Genomic DNA, 19,705 nt, shown 5'->3' on the forward strand with positions numbered 1-19,705 from the left:
TAAAGTAACTATTGAAAGAGGAGAGTCACATGAAAGAGTATCTTCCGTATTTGCCATTAGTTATAGCTATAATTGCAGCTTCCTTGGGATATGTTACTGGTCAAAGAAGTGGGAAAATCAATCGTTTTTTTCAGCAAGTTGATATTAATCTTAAAGAAGTATGTGGACCAATGAATTTTAGCTTAAAGAGAGTATTTGAAATTGAAGATGCGCAAAAGAGAGAGGAATATACGGACCAATTCTTTGAAGAATTTTCTACATTAAATCCAAATCTTTATAAGTTGGGGAATAAATTTATTATTGATTGGTTCATTGAAACTGAAAATCTTTATAACAAATTCAAAAAGAGTAGGGAACTAGGAGACTGGGAAGAATACTGGAAACAATTATATGGTCTTAAAGTCATGTTAGGGTATGAATATGAAAAAAACTTTGATTCTTTATATGGTGAGTACCGTTGGTTTCAAAGAACTTTAACAGCAAATATTTTCGTTAGAATATGGCATGAGCTCATCTATATTTTATTTCAAGCAAGCCAATTTGTTGTATTTGTTGCTATGCTTTTTGTATATCTTTCTATTTGGGATTATCTCTTTATAGGTCAATTCCCTAAAGGCATGATCTCAGTATCAATTCTAATTCTTGTATGTACTATTATGCTCTATGGTCTCCTAATGATTATAGGGGCTAATATTAGTGGATTAAGAAAACAAAGAAATTCTTTTGCTAGAAAGTTAGGAAAGAGATACGCTCCAAATCTTATTGATTTTTGGGATAAAAAAGTTATACGTTCTAATAAAAATGTAGAAATTCCTGAGATGTATAAACAGCGAAAATATTAGTAGGTAAAAAAGATCAGGAAGCTATTATTTGAAACTTATAATGGTATAGGGAAAATGGTAGTGTTTGTCGTTAACGTTTGATAAAGTATGATTAATATTTATAAGTTATCGATCTTGTGTTTTGTTAATAACATGAGATTGATATGATAATGAGGAGATAGATAAAATGATTAATTTCCAAGATAAAGTAAGTTTTATTTGGTCAATTGCAGAAGTTTTGCGTGGGCCTTATAAGCCAGAAGATTACGGAAAGGTAGTTTTACCTTTAGCAGTTTTACGTCGTTTTGACTGTGTATTAGAGAACACGAAAGATGAAGTATTAGCAAATTTCGAGAAATTTAAAGCGATGAATGAAGATGCTCGTGAACCAATTTTAAATCGTATCGCAAAGCAAAATTTCCATAATACAAGTAAGTACACTTTCACAAAACTATTAAGTGATTCTGATAATATCGCTGATAATTTACGTGATTATATTAATGGATTTTCGAAAACAGCTCGTGACATTATGGATCATTTTGATTTCGATCGTCAAATCGAAAAATTAGATAATAATGATTTATTATACTTAACGATTAAACGTTTTAGTGAGCTTGATTTACATCCAGAGTTCGTTTCAAACGTAGAAATGGGTTACATCTTTGAAGAATTAATTCGTCGTTTCTCAGAGCACGCTGAAGCGGGTGATCACTACACTCCTCGTGAAGTAGTACGTTTAATGGTTAGCCTTTTATTCATGCAGGACGATGATATTTTAACGAAGCACGGCTTAACGCAAACATTATATGACTGCGCTGCGGGAACAGGTGGTATGGGATCTGTTGCACAAGAGTATTTAACAGAGCTAAATAAAACAGCGGACCTGGAGTTCTTTGCTCAAGAAATTAACGGAGAATCGTATGCGATTTGTAAAGCAGATATTCTTATTAAAGGTGCAGATGCTAAAAACGTTCGTTTAGGAAATACGCTATCAAACGATCAGTTTAAAGGGGATAAATTTGACTATTTAATCTCAAATCCTCCGTATGGTGTGGACTGGAAATCGTATGAAAAGCCAATTAAAGCTGAACATGAAGAACAAGGATATGCAGGACGTTTCGGCCCTGGTACACCTCGTACGAGTGATGGACAACTATTATTCTTAATGCATTTAATTTCAAAAATGAAACCAGTAACAGCGGAAAATCCACAAGGATCTAGACTTGCAATTATTATGAACGGTTCTCCATTATTCACTGGTGATGCAGGTTCAGGTGAAAGTGAAATTCGTCGTTACGTACTTGAGAATGATTTAGTAGAAGGTATTGTTGCTATGCCAAACGATTTATTCTACAACACAGGTATTGCAACTTACATTTGGATTTTAACAAATAATAAAGCCGCTATTCGTAAAGGGAAAGTACAACTTGTAAATGCTGTAGACTTCTCGAAAAAAATGAAAAAGAGCATGGGTAGTAAGCGTAACGAAATTTCACAAGAACAAATTGATGAAATCGGTCGTTTATACGGAAACTTTAAAGAAGGCGAATACGTTAAAATTTTTGATAATGAAGACTTTGGTTATCAAAAGATCACTGTAGAACGCCCATTACGTTTAAATTTCCTTATTTCTGAAGAACGTATTCAGCGTGTAGCAGAACAAAAAGCGTTTGAAAATCTTGCGAAGTCTAAGAAAAAAGGTGACAACGGCTTAGCTGAAATAGAAGCTGGTAAAGCGCTACAAGAAAAAATCATTGCTGTGTTACGTGGATTACAAAGTGAACAGTTATTTAAAAATCGTGAGGAATTTACAAAGCTATTAAAAGATGAATTCAAAAAGGAAGATGTAGCAATTGGTGCCCCGGTATTAAAGGCTATATTAGCTGGTCTGTCGGAGAAGGATGAAACAGCGGATATTTGTATGAAAAATAAAACAGATGCTGAAACAGATACTGATTTACGTGATACAGAAAGTGTTCCGTTAAATGAGGGTATATATGAATACTTCGAGCGCGAAGTAAAACCACATGTATCAGATGCTTGGATTGATGAATCAAAAACAAAAGTAGGTTATGAAGTTCCATTTACACGTCAGTTTTATAAATATACAAAGCTTCGTAGTTCAGAGGAAATTATGGCTGAGATTAAGGAGCTTGAGGTGAGTATCTTGGAGCAATTGAAGAAGGTGATGGGATGATCGAGAAAGTTATTTCTAAAGAATATACAAATACAGGGATTTTGTGGATTGACAAAATCCCTAATCGTTGGTCTATCACAAAGGTTAAATATACTACTTATGTAAAAGGGAGGATTGGATGGCAAGGATTAAAAAGTGATGAGTTTATAGATGAAGGGCCCTATTTAGTTACAGGAACTGATTTTGAAAACGGTTATATTAATTGGGGGACTTGTTATCATATTTCGGAAGAACGGTATGATGAAGCTCCCTCAATTCAATTAAAGGAAAACGATTTATTGATCACAAAGGATGGCACGATAGGAAAAGTTGCTATAGTTAAAAAATTACCAAGTAAAGCCATTTTGAATAGTGGGATATTTGTTACTCGAAGTAATAAATATGAAGTTGAGTATATGTATTGGTTATTAAATTCTGTAGTATTTGATAAATATATAAAATTTCATGAAACAGGTTCAACTATTAAACATCTTTATCAAGAAACATTTGAAAATTTTTCATATCCACTACCAGATAGAAATGAGCAGAAAAGAATTGTAATGTACCTTAATGAAGAGATTAGCAAGATAGATCTATTAATGGGGGATAAAGAAAAGTTAATAAATCTATTAGAAGAAAAACGTCAATCAATGATTACAGAAGCTGTAACAAAAGGATTGAACCCAAATGTGAAAATGAAAGATTCAGGTGTGGAGTGGATTGGTGAAATACCTGGGCATTGGGAATGTTTAAATTTTAGAAGGCTTACTTTCTTACAACAAGGTTTGCAAATAGCACAAGAGGAACGTTTCTATGAAAATGCAGAAAATCGTTTAGAGTATATAACTGTAAAATCTATTAATAACCCAGATTTAATTAGAGAATACATTGAAAATGCATCAGATAGAGTAATCTGTACAGAAGAGGATGTCTTGTTAGCAAGAACCGGTGCTACAGGTTTAGTAGTTACAAATATTAAAGGGGTATTTCATAATAATTTCTTTAAAATTAATTATGATACTCAAAAAATAACGAAAGATTTTTTAGTGTTTTACTTGAAGCAAAAAAGTATCCAGAGTCATTTTAAATTAGTAGCAGGAACTACTACAATTCCGGACTTAAACCATGGAGAGTTTTTATCTACTAAATGTTTAGTACCTCCATTGGTAGAACAAAAGTCAATAATCGATTATTTAGAAGTCAAAGAAAGGGAACATCTTGGTATTGTTGAAGATATTAGGATGCAAATTGAGAAGCTAAAAGAATACCGCCAATCTCTAATTTACGAAGCGGTAACAGGCAAAATCGATGTGCGTGATTTCGAAGTAGAAGCGTAATGAGGTGATAATATGGCGGTTGATGCAACAGAAAAGGGCTTTGAGACGAATATTGAAGATTCATTGATAGAAAATGGATATATGAAGCGGACTCTTGAAGGAGAGGCAAGCCAACTATTTAAACAATATGGGCTTGATGTTGAGGAATTGTTTGCGTTTTTAGAGGAGACTCAGGCAAAGCAACTTCGAGCGTTAGAGAAATCATATGGTGCAGATTATAAGCAGAAGATGCTCAATCGCATTTGTGATCAGTTGAAAAAGCAAGGAATAATGGAGTGTTTACGCCACGGAATTAAAGACCGTGGTGTAATATTAAAACTTATTTATAATAAGCCACCAACTACGATGAATCAGTTAATGAATGATTTATATCGTAAAAATAGATTTACTGTAAGTCGTCAAGTGTTTTATAGCGATAAGCATAACAATAGCTTGGATATGGTGTTATTCATAAATGGTTTGCCGCTTATTGTAATGGAACTGAAGAATCCATTGACTGGTCAAACTGTTGAGGATGCGATGAAGCAGTTGAAGACGGATCGAGATCCGAGAGAGCAACTGTTTAAATTTAATGAGCGTGTTGTCGTATATTTTGCGGTTGATCCAGATGAAGTGTTTATGGCGACTGAGTTGAAAAAAGAGAAAACGTATTTCTTACCATTTAATAAAGGTAATAACGGCGGAAAAGGAAATCCGACTGTTTACAATAATTATCGTACTCATTATCTATGGGAAGAGATATTAGCTCCTGATAGCTTGCTAGATGTTTTATTCCGTTTCGTTTTTGTGAAGAAGGATGATATTTTAGATTCAAATGGTGAACTGATTGGTGAGCGTAAAATGTTAATTTTCCCGCGTTTTCATCAATTAGATGTTGTGCGTAAACTTGAGCAAGATGTACAAGTAAAATCAGTCGGTCAAAATTATCTCATTCAACATAGTGCAGGGAGCGGGAAGACGAACTCTATTTCTTGGTTATCGCACCGTTTAGCGAAGTTGCATGATGAAGAAAATAACGCAGTATTTAGTAGTGTTATTGTTATTACTGATCGTCGTGTTTTAGATAAGCAATTACAAGATGCGGTGTATCAGTTAGAACATAAATCAGGTATGGTTGAGCGCATTAATAAGGATTCAAATCAACTAGCGCAAGCTATTACTGGTGAAACCCGTATTATCATTACAACACTTCAAAAGTTCCCGTTCATTATGGAAAAGGTGTCTGATTTTGATCGTAAAAGGTATGCGGTTATTATTGATGAAGCCCACTCTTCACAAGGGGGAAAAGCTTCGACAGCATTAACGAATATTTTATCAGATAAAACGTTAGAAGATGCTTACGAAGAAGATCGTGTTGCGGAAGAAAATTTGGACAATGTAGATGAGCAAATCATTGAAACGATTATGAAAAGTGGAAAGCAAGATAATATTTCCTTCTTTGCTTTTACTGCTACACCGAAGCCGAAGACGATTGAAAAATTCGGGACGATGGGTACAGATGGAAAGCCACGTGCATTCCATGAATATACGATGCGACAAGCTATTGAAGAAGGCTTTATTTTAGATGTCTTAAGTAATTACACTACATATAAGACATTTTATAAAATAGCCAAGAGGATTGATGAAGATCCGGTAGTGTCACAAAAACAAGCAACGAAAAAACTTGCACAATATGTATCACTGCATCCGCATAACGTTGCTCAAAAGACGGAAATCATTATTGAACATTATCGTAATTTTACTCGTCAAAAAATTGGTGGTCGTGCAAAAGCAATGGTCGTAACAGCGAGTCGTCTTCATGCGGTTCGTTATAAAATTGCCTTTGATCAGTATATAGATAAAATGGGTTATGAAGATTTGAAAACGGTTGTTGCTTTCTCGGGTATTGTTAAAGACGATGAAATTCCATATTCAGAGCAGGATATGAACGGATTCAGTGAAAAGGAATTACCTGAAAAGTTCAATTCAGATGAGTATAAAGTGTTGCTTGTAGCTGAAAAGTATCAAACAGGATTTGACGAACCGTTGCTACATACGATGTATGTTGATAAACCGTTAAGCGGGATTAAAGCAGTTCAAACACTATCTCGTTTAAATCGTACTTGTCCAGGAAAAGAGGATACGTTTGTACTTGATTTCGTTAATGATACAGAGGATATAAAAGATTCATTCCAGCCGTATTATGAAACAACAGGTCTTGAAGAAGTGACAGATCCGAACATTTTATACGATCTGCAAGCGGAATTAGAACCGTATCAAATTTTTACAGAAAAAGAAGTACAAGTTGTCAATGAGCTAGAGATTAAAGGCGGATTTAAAAAGCAGACAAAGGCACAAACAGAGCTGAACTCTTGGATTGATAGAGGAGTAGATCGCTTTAAGTCCCTGGAAGAGGAAGAAAAGGATGCGTTTAAAGCAGCAGCGACGAAATTTGTCCGCACGTATGCATTCATTTTGCAGATTGCTACATTCATTGACCTTGATTTACACAAATTGTATATCTACTTAAATTACTTATTACGCAAGTTACCTCGTAGTAGTAAAGATAAAGATGTATACATGGCTGATGATGTTGCACTAGAATATTACCGTAATCAGAAGGTATTTGAAGGTGGAATTGAGTTAGAACAAACTGGTGGCGTAGACTTAAAGCCAACTTCACACGGCGCAGGTGGTGTAGTTGAAGATGAAAAAGTTCGTTTATCATCTATACTAGATAAGCTAAACGATCGTTTCGGTACAGAGTTTACAGAAACCGATTTTCTTTCACGCGACCAAGTAAAAGAAGATATGTTAAACAGTGAAGATATTCAACAAAAAGCAAAAAACAACACAAAAGACAATTTCAAATTTGCTTTTGAAAAGTCATTCATAAATTTTGTTATTGATCGTATGGGTAGTAATGAGAAGTTCTTCATGAAGATTTTAGAGAATGAAGAATTTAAGAACTTCATTATGGAAGATATGATGAATGAAGTTTATTCGGAAGTGAATGGGTAATATTGTTTGAAGATAGGGGAACCTTTTATTGTGCCTGTAGTGTGGGTGGTAAGAGGTTCTTTTTGTTTTGGGATGGATTTATAGGAAAAGTTATATCATTTATTCAGATATTTTGTTTGTTATAGATAGTTTGATAAAATAACAGTAATTGTAATTAATTGTAGCTACGGGGGATAAAGATGCTAGATAAAATAATTATCGAATTTATTAAAACAAAACAGCGAATTATGAATGGTATTGGTGATAAAAGTAATTGGCTTATGACGATAAAAGATAATGAAATATATGTAGAAAGAAAACTTGGAATAGAAAAAGAAGCAGGAACATTATTGGATTTTAATGTAACTGTTGATGAGGTTCTACGAGTTTGGCAAGATTTTATAAATGATAGAATAATTAATAATCCTGACCTTTATCCAGGTGGGAGATCAAATTTCCTGGTATCGCTATTTGTGGAACTACCTTTCATAGAGGTAACAAAGATTAATGGAGAAAATGCTATTACATTTAAAGAATTTCAAACCGATAATTTACCAAGTGAAAAATATGATAAAGTCATGCTCTTTTTAGAAGAGATAATGAATGGTACGTATAATCCGAGTAAGTTACATGAACAAACGGATGAGAATTTATATAGAGTGAAGTCAAACGCACGTCAGGATTTGAGATTATTAGGATTTTTGAATAAATCTCATGAAATGAATAAGCTTCTATTAAACGAATATGTTCAGTCGGAAGATAAGAATGCTTATATTGCACAGCTAGTTTTAAAACAGGAATATTTCCGTCATGCTTTATTTGTTCTTGGAGTTTTAAAGAACTGCTCAAAAGATGAAAAAAAGGAAGCTTTAGTTGATTTAGGAATGACAATTGTCAGGAATTCATTAGGGGATAATCTAATGGTTGAAGCGATGGCGAAGCGGCGTACGAATAACTTACTAGATTGGTTTGAACAAGTAGGATTAATTAATGATGAATGGATTCCTGTTGAACAAGATGTAAAAGATGCTGGAGAAAAGGGCGGTAGTATGAACAGTAATTTACGTGAAAAGTTTTTAACGGTTATGAATGAGTATTTACAGGCAAGAACAGAAAGATTTGCGGGTCATAAAATGGGATCGGTTGTTAGGAATGAGATGACAACGGAAATAACGAGGTTACTATTTATTGATCATAGTCAGTACGTTGTCACAGGATCAGTTGGACAAGGAAATTGGGCTGCTGTTCCGTGGCTTGCGATCATGAATAAAGACATTACGAAATCTACGCAGAGTGGTTATTATATCGTTTATTTATTTAGTGAAGATATGGAGCGATTATATTTAACGATAGCACAAGGGGTAACTAAAACGGATAAAGATGAATTGGATAAAATTAAAGAAGAGATCCGCAAGCAAATACATATGTCCCAAAAAGTGAAAAAAGATGATGAGATTTTCCTGGGGACAAGCCCAAAAGCGAAAGGATATGCGAATTCAACAGCTGCATATATTGCGTACGATGCTAATAAAATGCCAAGTGAAAAAGAGTTAGTAGAGGACCTAGAAGAAATGCTTCGCTATTATGAGGGATTCATATCTTATAAAGAGAAAGGAACGAAATATGAAATGATCTATGAGAGGAAAGAAGTGTATTTAGATCAACAATCCATTATCGATCATGTGTCTTCTTATATTCAAAGTAAAGGTTTCTTTTATGAGAAAAAGGATCTTATTAATTTCTTCCTTTCATTAAAGACGAAGCCGTTTGTAATTTTATCAGGCATTTCAGGTACAGGGAAAACGAAAATTGTTCAGTGGTTTGCGGAGAGTTTAGGGGCAACGGAAGAGAATGGACAATTTACGCTTATTCCGGTTCGACCTGATTGGAGTGATAGTTCTGATTTGCTGGGCTATGTGAATCTTCAAGGGGAGTTTCAAGAAAGACCGTTAATTAAGGTGCTTGAAGCTGCAGATGCAAATCCAAATCGGCCGTATTTTGTAGTGTTGGACGAGATGAACTTAGCTCGAGTGGAGTACTACTTTAGTGACTTTTTAAGTGTAATTGAAAGTCGTAAATGGAAAGATGGAAAGATTGTTACGTCACCAGTACTTCCAGAATTAATTACGAATAAGCATATTACGATTCCATCAAATGTATACATTATCGGAACGGTAAATATGGATGAAACGACACATCCGTTAAGTAAGAAAGTATTAGATCGTGCGAATACAATTGAGTTTAATACTGTTAACTTAGATTATTTTAATTTTTTAATGGATGTAGAAGAGAAGGAAGCTGAAATTGCTTCAAATCGCTCTTTAGAAACCGAGTATCTTCATCTAAAAGAATGTTTTAAAGAAAACGAAGATCTTGTGAGAAATATATCGAACGTTTTAATAAAAATAAATAAAATACTTGAATCAGTTGGAGCTCAAGTTGGGTATCGTATACGAGATGAAATTTGCTTTTATATGGTATATAACGAACAAGGGAAGTTATTATCGTTCGATGAGGCGCTTGATTATCAAATATATCAAAAGATTTTACCGCGTCTTGCAGGAAGTGATGGAAGAACGGAAGAGGTATTAAAGCAATTGTATGTATTATGTGCAAATGAAGAATATGATAGTGGCAATAGTGATGCTTCATATGCTAAGTATCCTCGTTCAGCTAACAAGCTGTCTCATATGTTAAGGAGGTTCGAGTATGATGGTTTCACCTCTTTCTGGATCTAATAATGAGATAGAACTAGTTAAGATTGAAACAGAGGAGCTATCATTGACGATTAAGGGAAATCCTTATCATGAAAAATATGAGAGTTTAAAAGAATATCAAGCTATGAACGCAGATGAAATGATGTATTTTCATGTAGATGGGAAGACGGAATCCGTTTCTGTATTTGATGCGAGATTGCAGAGGCTAGATGAATGGAACGAACATCCACCAATCTTTTTTGAAAATAGAAGTTATCAGCTTGTGGTTGTTCCGAAAAATAACAGGCAGCTCTCTTTTTATCATGAACATCCGGGTTTTCGAAAGCAAGTTAGTTCTATTCAAATGGGGTCGCTTTATGTGTTAATGGGGAACCTTTCATTTCCAAATGAAGTAGGAAATACAACGTTTGAAATTAAAGATGATCAAGATACTGTATTAACTGTTACATTTGAAGTTTTCCCGGCAAAGCTTGATTATAAGGATGATTACAGAGCCTTATTAGATGAAGTAAATGATGAAATTTATAATTTAGCATTTCATTTACTGAAGAGAACTTACTTAGGAGCATCTGCAATTTACGCTACCAATCCATCAAAGAGTGAGTTTTATCGTATTTTAAATGATTCCTTTGAGCGTTTTATGAAGTCGATCTCTCACATTAAAAGACAACCGCATCATAAGCTTATGACTAGGCATCAACTAGTACGAGGAGAAAAAATTCGTAAATTGGATTCTGTCGGAATGAACTATTTGCGAAAGCGACCACACTTGCTGCAAGGAGAAAACTATATACCGACTAAAGGGATTACAGCTTATAAGGAAGTGTCTTATGATACGTTAGAAAATCGATTTGTTAAATGGATGATTCAAAGAGTCGTACATAAAATAGATGATTTACTTAAGGCATTAGAGCCGAAGTCTAGATATACACGTGGTGTAACTGATGAAGATTTGTTAGAACGTGTGAAAGATATGAAGTATCGAATGAAAAATGAATTGAACGATCCATTTTGGAGAGAAATCGGAAAATTGGATCGCTCAGTCTTTTCACTCGTTATCCAGATGGCTGCAGGCTATAGAGATGCATATCAAATCTTCTTAATGCTATCGCGAGGTTTAACATTACGAGGACAAATTTTCAAAATGTCGGTAAAAGATGTTGCTAGATTATATGAATACTGGACATATTTAAAACTCGGACAAATTCTATCAAAGAAATATATACCGCTCTATCAAGATGTTATTCAAGTTAAACAAGATGGTTTGTACGTAACGTTAGATGAAAGTAAAACCGCAAAAAGAACGTTCAAGCATCCAGTCACTGGTGAAATAATAGAACTGTATTTCCAGAAAAGAAACGGTAGACTGCCAACAGTTACACAAAAGCCAGATACGATGCTCGCTATTGAGAAAAAGGGAAAGAACTATCAATATCAATACATTTTTGATGCGAAATACCGAATTGATTTTGCTGAAAGGTCTCATTATAAAAGGAAGTATGGTACTCCTGGCCCAATGGAAGAAGACATTAATACAATGCACCGCTACAGAGATGCATTAGTTGTGGAACAAGATGGACCTTTTGAGCGGACAGCTTACGGAGCGTATGTATTATTCCCATGGAACCAAGAGGAAGCGTATGAGAACCATCCATTTTATAAAAGTATCGAAAAAGTAAATATCGGTGGCTTTCCATTCTTACCAAACGCAACAAGACTAGTCGAACAATTTCTAGACCATCTCATTGAAAAAAGCCCAGAAGAAATTATAAGAGAAGGCATCCTTCCAAGAGGAACAAAAGAAGAATGGCATTCATCACTAGAAGAAAAAGTATTAGTGGGCAGCGTGAAAACTGAAATTGAATACGAAACATATAGAAAAAATGGCTTATATCAGATGTTAGCCACACAGTTAAAACCAGGATGGCAAGAAGCGAAGTACATAGCATTATATGCACCGAAAAAATGGCACGGAGAAAAAGGTGGCATTCAATACGTAGCCAAAATCAAAAATATTCAAATGCAACAAAACAATGAATATGTACATTTCGAACTAGAGCCATGGAAAAAACTAGACCACCTCATCCGCCCAGTAGGATATGGCATTCAAACATACACAATAACAACTATGTCGTTATTAAAAGAAGTGCAAGAACTCCCAGAACTATTTATGAAATCAAAAGAAGAACGAACTCTTTGGAAAACGCTGCGTCGTTTTACGAAGCAAGTTAAGGTTGAGCTGGATCATCGCAATTTAGATGAGGCTTCTTCTATTAAGAGTTATTATGTGCAGGATGTTCAGATTTGGGTTGATTATGAGAGTGGGGTTGTTATGGTGGGGAGAGATGGGCGAGTGAAGGAAGTTCCTTTGGAGTTGGTTGTTGGGAGAGGTTCGGTGTTGTTTAGGGAAGTTTTAGAGGTGTTAAATGTTTGGGAATAACGTTTAGATACAAAGGGGATTAGGGAATGAATAAGAGACCAAATTTATTTTCACATGGAACAAGTGAGTTGTCGCAAGATGCGTTTATTTGTTGGTTAGCAGAGTGGGCGAACCCACTCTATAAAGAAACCGATGAATGTTTATATGAAGCCAGTATAGGCTTTATTAGAAGAATATATGATTTACATAAAAAGACCTTTCCAGCTGCTATTAAAGAAATTAAGATTAAAAAATAATTTAAAGGTTTAGATATACTTATTGAAATTAACGATAATTAAGCTATTTTAATTGAAGATAAAATGTATATAACAGAACATTCTAATCAATTAAAGTGTTATTATCAAAATAGTTTCTATGTCCTTATAATATAAAAGTATTTTTATTATTATGTAAATTCGTGGGATTTTAATACTCGCTTAGTTATAATTAAGTAATGTTAATAACAAAACTATCAAATATAATGGAGTGATTTAATGAGTGGTGTAGACAATTTAAGAGGCATAGATTATCAAGTTTCATACTCTGTATTGAAATTACTAGAAATATTACTTAATGAATGTGATATGGTGGACAGTATCCAATTTGAAAGTTTAACAGAGCTTGAAGAAGATATGAATATATATAAAAAAGATGGGACAAGTGAGTACATACAGATAAAGAAAAAAGCAGAAGGATATAATTGGACAGCAAGTGAACTAAAGGAGATATTCATAAAATTTTTAAATAAAGATGATAAAGGGGTACAATTCACTTTTATATCAGACGGACCAGGTAATAGAGATGTAGCAGAGTTGAAAAAGTGTTTATTAAACAGAGAAGAACTTAATGAGGATTTGTTAAAAAAGTTTTTAAAGAAACCCCTTACTATAGAAAAACTAAAAGTGCTAATTAAGAAAACTTCGATTTTAACACAATCCTATACATCTGTTGATAGTTCATTACCAGGTATGGTTATAAAAGAGAAGTGTATAAATCTTTTAAAAACGACTAGTTTTTTACTATCGGATTCAGTAGAGAATGTTTACAGGTCTCTTTGGGAATATGTATTTCAACTTTCGCAGGAATGTAAAGTTGTCAAAATAGGATGTTTTAAAAAAAACCTGGAAAAAATAGGGTTAAAAATTTCTGTTAAAGCTTGGTTAGATATTCCAGATATTAGCGATTTTCAAGGTAGAAAAGACGAAATTGATAACATAACTAGTTCTATAAAAGAAATAAAAAAGATTGTTATTAAAGGGATTAGTGGAGTTGGAAAAACAACAATAATGGCAAAAATTGCCGAAGGTTTTTACCGAAGTAAAAAGAAAGTCTTTTGGCTAGAGCTAAATAAGATGTATACAGTTTCAAATATATTAGATAATATTTCGAGTTTTCTTTATAGTAATGGTTTAATAGATGAAGCAAATATTATAAGTTCTTGCGAAATAGCAGAGAGAATTCCAGCACTTATAAAAATTTTAGCAAAAGAGGAAATACTATTATTTATTGATAGTATTGATAAAGCTAATTTAGAAGTAGTAGATTTTATCGAAGATTTATTTAAGAATATTATTAATATTGAAATGAAGGGCGCTTTGATTGTTACAAAAATTGAAGGCTTAAATTCTTATACCAAAATTGATCTTATTACAAAAAAAGTTTTTGAATATCATTTAACTGGATTTTCATTCGAGGATACGTTGGATATATTAAAAGGAAGAAATAATAATTACAATGAGGAAGATATTTATTATTTCCATAAACTAATCGGCGGATATCCTATTTCTGTGAATTTTATTAAGCAGTTATTATCTAGTAATGAAATTAATAAAAATGAGTTATCACAATTGGAAAAGCTGAGTATAGAGTCCACCCATGAATATTTATTTAATAGGGTATTTTCAATTTTAGAAAAGGAAGAACAAGATATTGCTTTATCAATATCGGTATTTAATTATCCATTTACAGAGGAAGAAGTTAAACAAGTAATAAATTCATCTGTAAATCCCAAATATCTCCTTGAAAATCTAAAGAAAAAGAACCTCGTTTTTCATAAAAATGGATATTATGATATTCATGATTCAATTAAAAGTTTGCTTATGGACATTTTAACATTAGTGAAAAAAGAAGAATTACATACAATTTTGGCCAAATATTACAAAGCTTATATGGAGCAGCAATTTGATAAAAAAGGTAAAGTTCTATATGAAGATATATTTAAATGGGGATATCATCTTGAATTTTTGAAAAATAGTAGTACTATATCTCCGAAATGTTCTATTTTATTGCATATGAACGATGATAGTTTGGACGCAATGTGGGCTATAAAACGATTTGGATTCCCTTTTGCATTTAATGATTCTGATTTGAAATCTAGTTATGAAATTATTGAATATCTATTAGATGAAAAATTAATAGAAAGAAACTTAGAAGAACCAAATGGAAATTTGAACACAACTAAAAAATATAACCTAAAAAATTTCGACTTTTTTGATTCTTGTTTTCTAAGTTATTTATGTTTATCGAGAGGTATTTCAAATCATTTGGGATACATTGAAGTGTATCAAATTAATAGTGCATTTGATATTCAAGGTTTAACCTGTCCTTGGGAACACTGTATTGAACACATGCCTTTACCTCCATTGACTAAAAAAGATTATGAAGACAGAATTATTTTTCTAAAAGATATGTTTTTAAAAGGTGCTTATGATGACAAACCAGAGGAATTAAGGAATCGATTTTTAGATGAGATAGCAACTGGAATTCCAGAAGATGCACCTGACGAACCAGATATAGAGTTAGAAGAATGTAGATGTCCAGAATTTGGACATTGTTGCCCTGGAGGTAAGGAACAATCAGAATATTGTAGGGGAATGATGGAATAGGTATAAAATTTTATATTCTTAATAAGAAAATAGTTACTTAAAAAACATACTTACACCAGTTACGGCGAACCGTATAAATAATGGTAAACTGAACTTAATTATATTTACTTGAAGATAAGTTATATTGCTAGTAATTGTATAAGAGAGATGAAGAAATGGTTTGAAAATATATTTCAATTTAGCTGGCTTAGTAGTAGTGATTTTACTATTTAGTCAGCTTTTTATTTGCAAATTTTTAAAGCTTAATCTTTATTTAATATATGTCTGTATCAACTGAAAATCAGTTTGAATTGAAATCGTATCTAGTTGAAGTGGTATATATTGTTATTTGTTTTAGAGTTACGTTTCAAAATATGTAATAAAAAACTTATAGTACCCAATCTGTTAGTGAAATATGAATGATTTCTAATGATAATGAAACATCCAAAAGGCGAACAAAGGAAATAGCTTTGTTCGCCTTTGAATGACTTACTATTCAATAATATATTTGATAATTAAAAATTAGATTAAAAGTATTCAGGTTGGATGAATCAACATTTAGAGGGAGGATAAATATGAATATAAATATAATAAAAGGTTTAATGGATATGTCAACGTTTACAGGTGTAGTCACTGAAATAATTTCTAGGTTTATTATGGTTTTTTCACTGTAAAATCAGTCAGAAAAAATCTGAAGTATAGAAGAAAAACCAAACGGAGGGAAAATCCCATGCCAACATACAACAAACTAATCCGAAACAAAATTCCACAAATAATAAAATCCAACGGAAAAACACCCACAACAAGAATCCTAAACGAAGATGAATACATAAAAGAAATCTGCAAAAAAACACAAGAAGAACTAACCGAATATCTAGAAGCAAAAACAAAACCTCATAAACTAGAAGAACTATCCGACCTACTAGAACTAATAAATGCCCTAGCCGAATACGAATGCACGACACTAGAAGAAATAGATAAAATCCGTAAAAAGAAAGCAGAAGAACGAGGTGGCTTTTCAGATCGAGTGTTTCTAATCGAAGTAACCGATAACTAGCCCCTCCTAAGCCCCTTGCAAGCCCCTACCAAGTAATAAATCACTAAGAAAAAACATAACAAAACAAAAACACCAACAAACACCGTAGTAGGCGTCGAAAAAAATTTTGAAATAACACGCCAAAAAACCGGCCCTCCTTCCTATATATAGTACAAAGAGGAAATTTTCATTTTTGAATTAGGACGGGAGGAATTAGGATGGCGGTGTATCGTACTGTGCAGGTGAATTTTTGGCAGGATGATTTTGTTTTGGATTTGACGCCGGAGGAGCGGTATTTTTATGTGTATTTGTTAACTTGTTCGAAGACGACGCAGTGTGGGATTTTTCCTTTTCCGAAGCGGTTAGCGGAGATGGAGACGGGTTATAATCGGGAGACTGTTGATAAGCTTGTGCAACGCTTCATTGATTATGGGAAGATTCTTTATGATGCGGATACACGAGAGTTATTCGTTTTGAATTGGCTTCGTTATAATCCGGTGACGAATACGAATGTGGAGAAGTGTGTGCTTCGTGAGCTTAAGGGTGTGAAGAATAAGGAGTTTGTACATATGTTTCTTCAGAAGTGCGTAGAGGAGGAGCTGAATGTTCCGATGCTTTTAGCGCATTTCGGTATGCCGAGTGATTTGGCTGTGGATGATGTTGAGCCGGTTTGTGAGGAGACAGAGGCGGAAGAAGAGGTTATAGAGGAAGAAACGGGAAGTCGCGTGTTTTCTTTTTATGAGCAGCATTTCGGTAGTTTGTCCCCTCATACGGTAGAGGAACTGAGTGCGTGGATGGAAGATTTGTCAGAGGAGCTTGTGCTGAAGGCTCTTCAAATTGCGTTTGAGAATAATAAGCGGACGGTTGCTTATGTGAAGGGCATTTTGAGAGGGTGGCACGGGAAAGGATTTACGAAAGTATGTGAAGTTGAGGCAGATACGGCGAGCTTTAGGAAGAAGGAGTCGTCTGTTAGTACGGTGGAGACGGAGGAGTTTTTGGGGAGGTGTGAGGAGTGGGAGAAGAATGCGCCATCTGAGGAAGAGTTGCAGCGCTTTTTAGCGGAGCGCGGGTGGCGGCCATGAGTATTCAAAATGTGGAGGCGGAAAAGACGGTGTTAGGTTCTCTATTACTTGATGGAGAGCTTATTAAGGAGTGCCGTTTGACGGAGCAGTATTTTTCTCTGTCAGTGCATAAGTCTATATTTCAGTTAATGCGAAAAATGGAAGAAGAGGGGCAACCGATTGATCTTGTGACGTTCATTTCTAGGGTGGATCCGAAGTTTTTAGAGGGGATCGGGGGAATGGAGTATTTTATAGGATTAATGGATGGTGTGCCGACAATTGCCAACTTCTCTTATTATGAGGGGCTTGTTCGAGGTGCCTGGAAAATGTATCAGGCGGGTGTTCTCGGGCACAAGATGGGAGAGCGCCTTATTGCGGAGAAGAGTGAGAAAATTATTGGTGAGACGATTACGGCACTTTGTGAGTTAGAGGAAAAGGACTGTGTATGTGAGTTTGATTTGAAGGATGCGCTAGTTGATTTATATGAAGAGCTTCATCAAGATGCGAAAGAGATTACGGGTATTGAGACTGGTTATACATCGCTAAATAAAATGACGTGCGGATTGCAGGAAGGTGATTTTGTCGTTCTTGGTGCGCGTCCTTCTATGGGGAAGACTGCGTTTGCGCTAAATGTTGGACTGCATGCGGCGAAGTCTGGAGCGGCGGTAGGATTGTTTTCGTTAGAGATGAGTAGTAAGCAATTGTTAAAAAGGATGGCGTCTTGCGTGGGCGAGGTGTCAGGGGGTAGGCTGAAAAATCCGAAGCATCGTTTTGCGATAGAGGACTGGGAAAAGGTGAGTAAGGCGTTTGCGGAAATCGGGGAATTACCATTTGAGATTTACGATAACGCCGGCATTTCGGTGCAAGATATTTGGATGCAAACGCGTAAGTTAAAGAGGAAGCACGGTGATAAGAAGGTTTTAGTTATTGTAGATTACTTGCAGCTTATTACGGGCGATCCGAAGCATAAGGGCAATCGATTTCAAGAGATTAGTGAAATTTCTCGTAAGCTTAAAGTATTAGCGCGTGAATTAAATGTTTGTGTAGTAGCATTATCGCAATTATCTCGTTCAGTAGAAGCACGGCAAGATAAGCGCCCTCTTTTATCTGATTTAAGAGAGACAGGACAAATTGAGCAAGATGCGGATGTCATTATGCTTATGTACCGTGAAGATTATTATGATAAGGAAACGGTGCAGAAAGAGATGACGGAGATTCATGTGGCGAAGCATCGGAATGGGCTTGTGGGGAGTTTTAAATTGAGGTTTTTGAAGGAGTTTGGTCGGTTTGTAGAGGGGAAATAGTTGAAAGACTTGAGTATGACTTTGCAAATAAAGCATAAGTTTTTCATTTCATTAACTTATGCTTTATTCTTTGATTCTTTCAATATCCTTCTTACTTTCCCATAAAGAAGGATTTTCTCTCTGCAGTGATCCATTGCTGCAAATCGTCTTGGCTACGTCGGACAAGTCGGTTCACTAATACATCATGCCATACATAATCCTCTAATAGGTATATATGAACCGGGTCATCTGTATAAAAAGCAACATTACGCTCTTCAAGTGATGGTCCATAAATCATCTCTTTAGAATCTATGGATAAAATAAACCAATGTTCTGTAGAGCGAGTTTCTGTATAGGGTGTGATACGATGGGCTTCTAGATTTTTAATTGGATTTTCAACATGTAGGGTAATACCTTGTACTGTAACTTTATCAGCGACCGCAGATAGTTCCTCTTTTAACGCTTCATACATCTCATCCCACATTGAAATGACAATACGTTTTTCTGCTTTTTTTATTAATGTCTGACAATAGCTAATGATTGTTTTTTTGTCTTTTAAAGTAATCACTCGATTATCCGTTTTTTCCTCGGAAGTTTCTAGTTTTTTTAATGAATCACTGATTCCTTCATACGTAGACTGCCATTCTGATTGAGCCTTTTGTAAAAAGATTTCAACAGGTAGAGGTGAATAGCGAGTGGTGTCATTTATTTCTTCCTTCATGACAATTCCTTTCTCTACAAGGTTACCTAAAATCTCATAAATTCGCGCTCTTGGGACACCTGAATCCTTACTCACTTGGTAGGCTGTGACAGGCCCCTGTTTAACAAGAGATACATAAGATTTAGCTTCATATTCATTAAAACCAATTTTTTTAAGCTGTTGTACTATGTAGTCCACTTTTTTCGTCCTCCGATGTTTGCTTTTATCCCGCTATTTGCCGGGCAGTAAGACCCCACCTCAAAATTCAGCGGAAGCAAAGAAGTTAGGTGGGGGTCGGGCTGCCCGTAAAAG

General features: G+C 34.6%; 11 protein-coding genes and 1 pseudogene. 11 read left to right on the forward strand and 1 reads right to left on the reverse strand.

Going from position 1 to position 19,705, the window contains the following annotated elements:
- Positions 1-29: 29 nt before the first annotated feature.
- From ABH961_RS00090 to dnaB, 11 genes and pseudogenes are all read left to right on the forward strand, one after another.
- Positions 30-842, forward strand: coding sequence for a hypothetical protein (locus tag ABH961_RS00090; RefSeq protein ID WP_098080491.1), 813 nt, complete (start codon positions 30-32; stop codon positions 840-842).
- A 166-nt stretch (positions 843-1,008) separates the two neighbouring features.
- Positions 1,009-3,018: a type I restriction-modification system subunit M gene (locus ABH961_RS00095; protein WP_098080489.1), complete on the forward strand. Its 2,010-nt coding sequence runs from the start codon at positions 1,009-1,011 to the stop codon at positions 3,016-3,018.
- Positions 3,015-4,334, forward strand: coding sequence for a restriction endonuclease subunit S (locus ABH961_RS00100; RefSeq protein ID WP_255258506.1), 1,320 nt, complete (start codon positions 3,015-3,017; stop codon positions 4,332-4,334). The genes ABH961_RS00095 and ABH961_RS00100 overlap by 4 nt, the downstream gene beginning before the upstream one ends.
- 12 nt (positions 4,335-4,346) lie before the next feature.
- Complete coding sequence (locus tag ABH961_RS00105; protein ID WP_098080487.1) at positions 4,347-7,334, forward strand: type I restriction endonuclease subunit R; 2,988 nt, start codon at positions 4,347-4,349, stop codon at positions 7,332-7,334.
- Positions 7,335-7,513: 179 nt separating this feature from the next.
- Positions 7,514-10,051, forward strand: coding sequence for an MrcB family domain-containing protein (locus ABH961_RS00110; RefSeq protein WP_098080485.1), 2,538 nt, complete (start codon positions 7,514-7,516; stop codon positions 10,049-10,051).
- Positions 10,026-12,470, forward strand: coding sequence for a restriction endonuclease-like protein (locus ABH961_RS00115; protein WP_141520093.1), 2,445 nt, complete (start codon positions 10,026-10,028; stop codon positions 12,468-12,470). Before ABH961_RS00110 ends, ABH961_RS00115 begins: the two co-directional genes overlap by 26 nt.
- 26 nt (positions 12,471-12,496) lie before the next feature.
- Positions 12,497-12,817: pseudogene (locus ABH961_RS00120) on the forward strand (PD-(D/E)XK nuclease family protein); the annotation flags it as partial.
- A gap of 126 nt (positions 12,818-12,943) precedes the next feature.
- On the forward strand, positions 12,944-15,334 hold the full coding sequence (locus ABH961_RS00125) for an ATP-binding protein (RefSeq protein ID WP_061672088.1): 2,391 nt from the start codon (positions 12,944-12,946) through the stop codon (positions 15,332-15,334).
- 709 nt (positions 15,335-16,043) lie between these two features.
- Positions 16,044-16,370 (forward strand): nucleoside triphosphate pyrophosphohydrolase, encoded by a 327-nt coding sequence (locus ABH961_RS00130; protein ID WP_098080481.1) that lies wholly within the window; start codon positions 16,044-16,046, stop codon positions 16,368-16,370.
- Between the two features lie 197 nt (positions 16,371-16,567).
- The gene (locus tag ABH961_RS00135; protein WP_098080479.1) at positions 16,568-17,431 is read left to right on the forward strand and encodes a DnaD domain-containing protein; all 864 of its coding nucleotides are present in this window, start codon (positions 16,568-16,570) and stop codon (positions 17,429-17,431) included.
- Entirely contained in the window at positions 17,428-18,714 is a 1,287-nt protein-coding gene (gene dnaB, locus ABH961_RS00140) for a replicative DNA helicase (protein ID WP_141520091.1), read from the forward strand. The genes ABH961_RS00135 and dnaB overlap by 4 nt, the downstream gene beginning before the upstream one ends.
- 91 nt (positions 18,715-18,805) lie before the next feature.
- Here dnaB and ABH961_RS00145 read toward each other — a convergent pair whose 3' ends face one another.
- Entirely contained in the window at positions 18,806-19,591 is a 786-nt protein-coding gene (locus ABH961_RS00145; RefSeq protein ID WP_098080475.1) for a TrmB family transcriptional regulator, read from the reverse strand.
- Positions 19,592-19,705: the final 114 nt, after the last annotated feature.

This window comes from Bacillus sp. RC251, assembly GCF_044908765.1.
Taxonomy (GTDB): Bacteria; Bacillota; Bacilli; order Bacillales; family Bacillaceae_G; genus Bacillus_A; species Bacillus_A wiedmannii.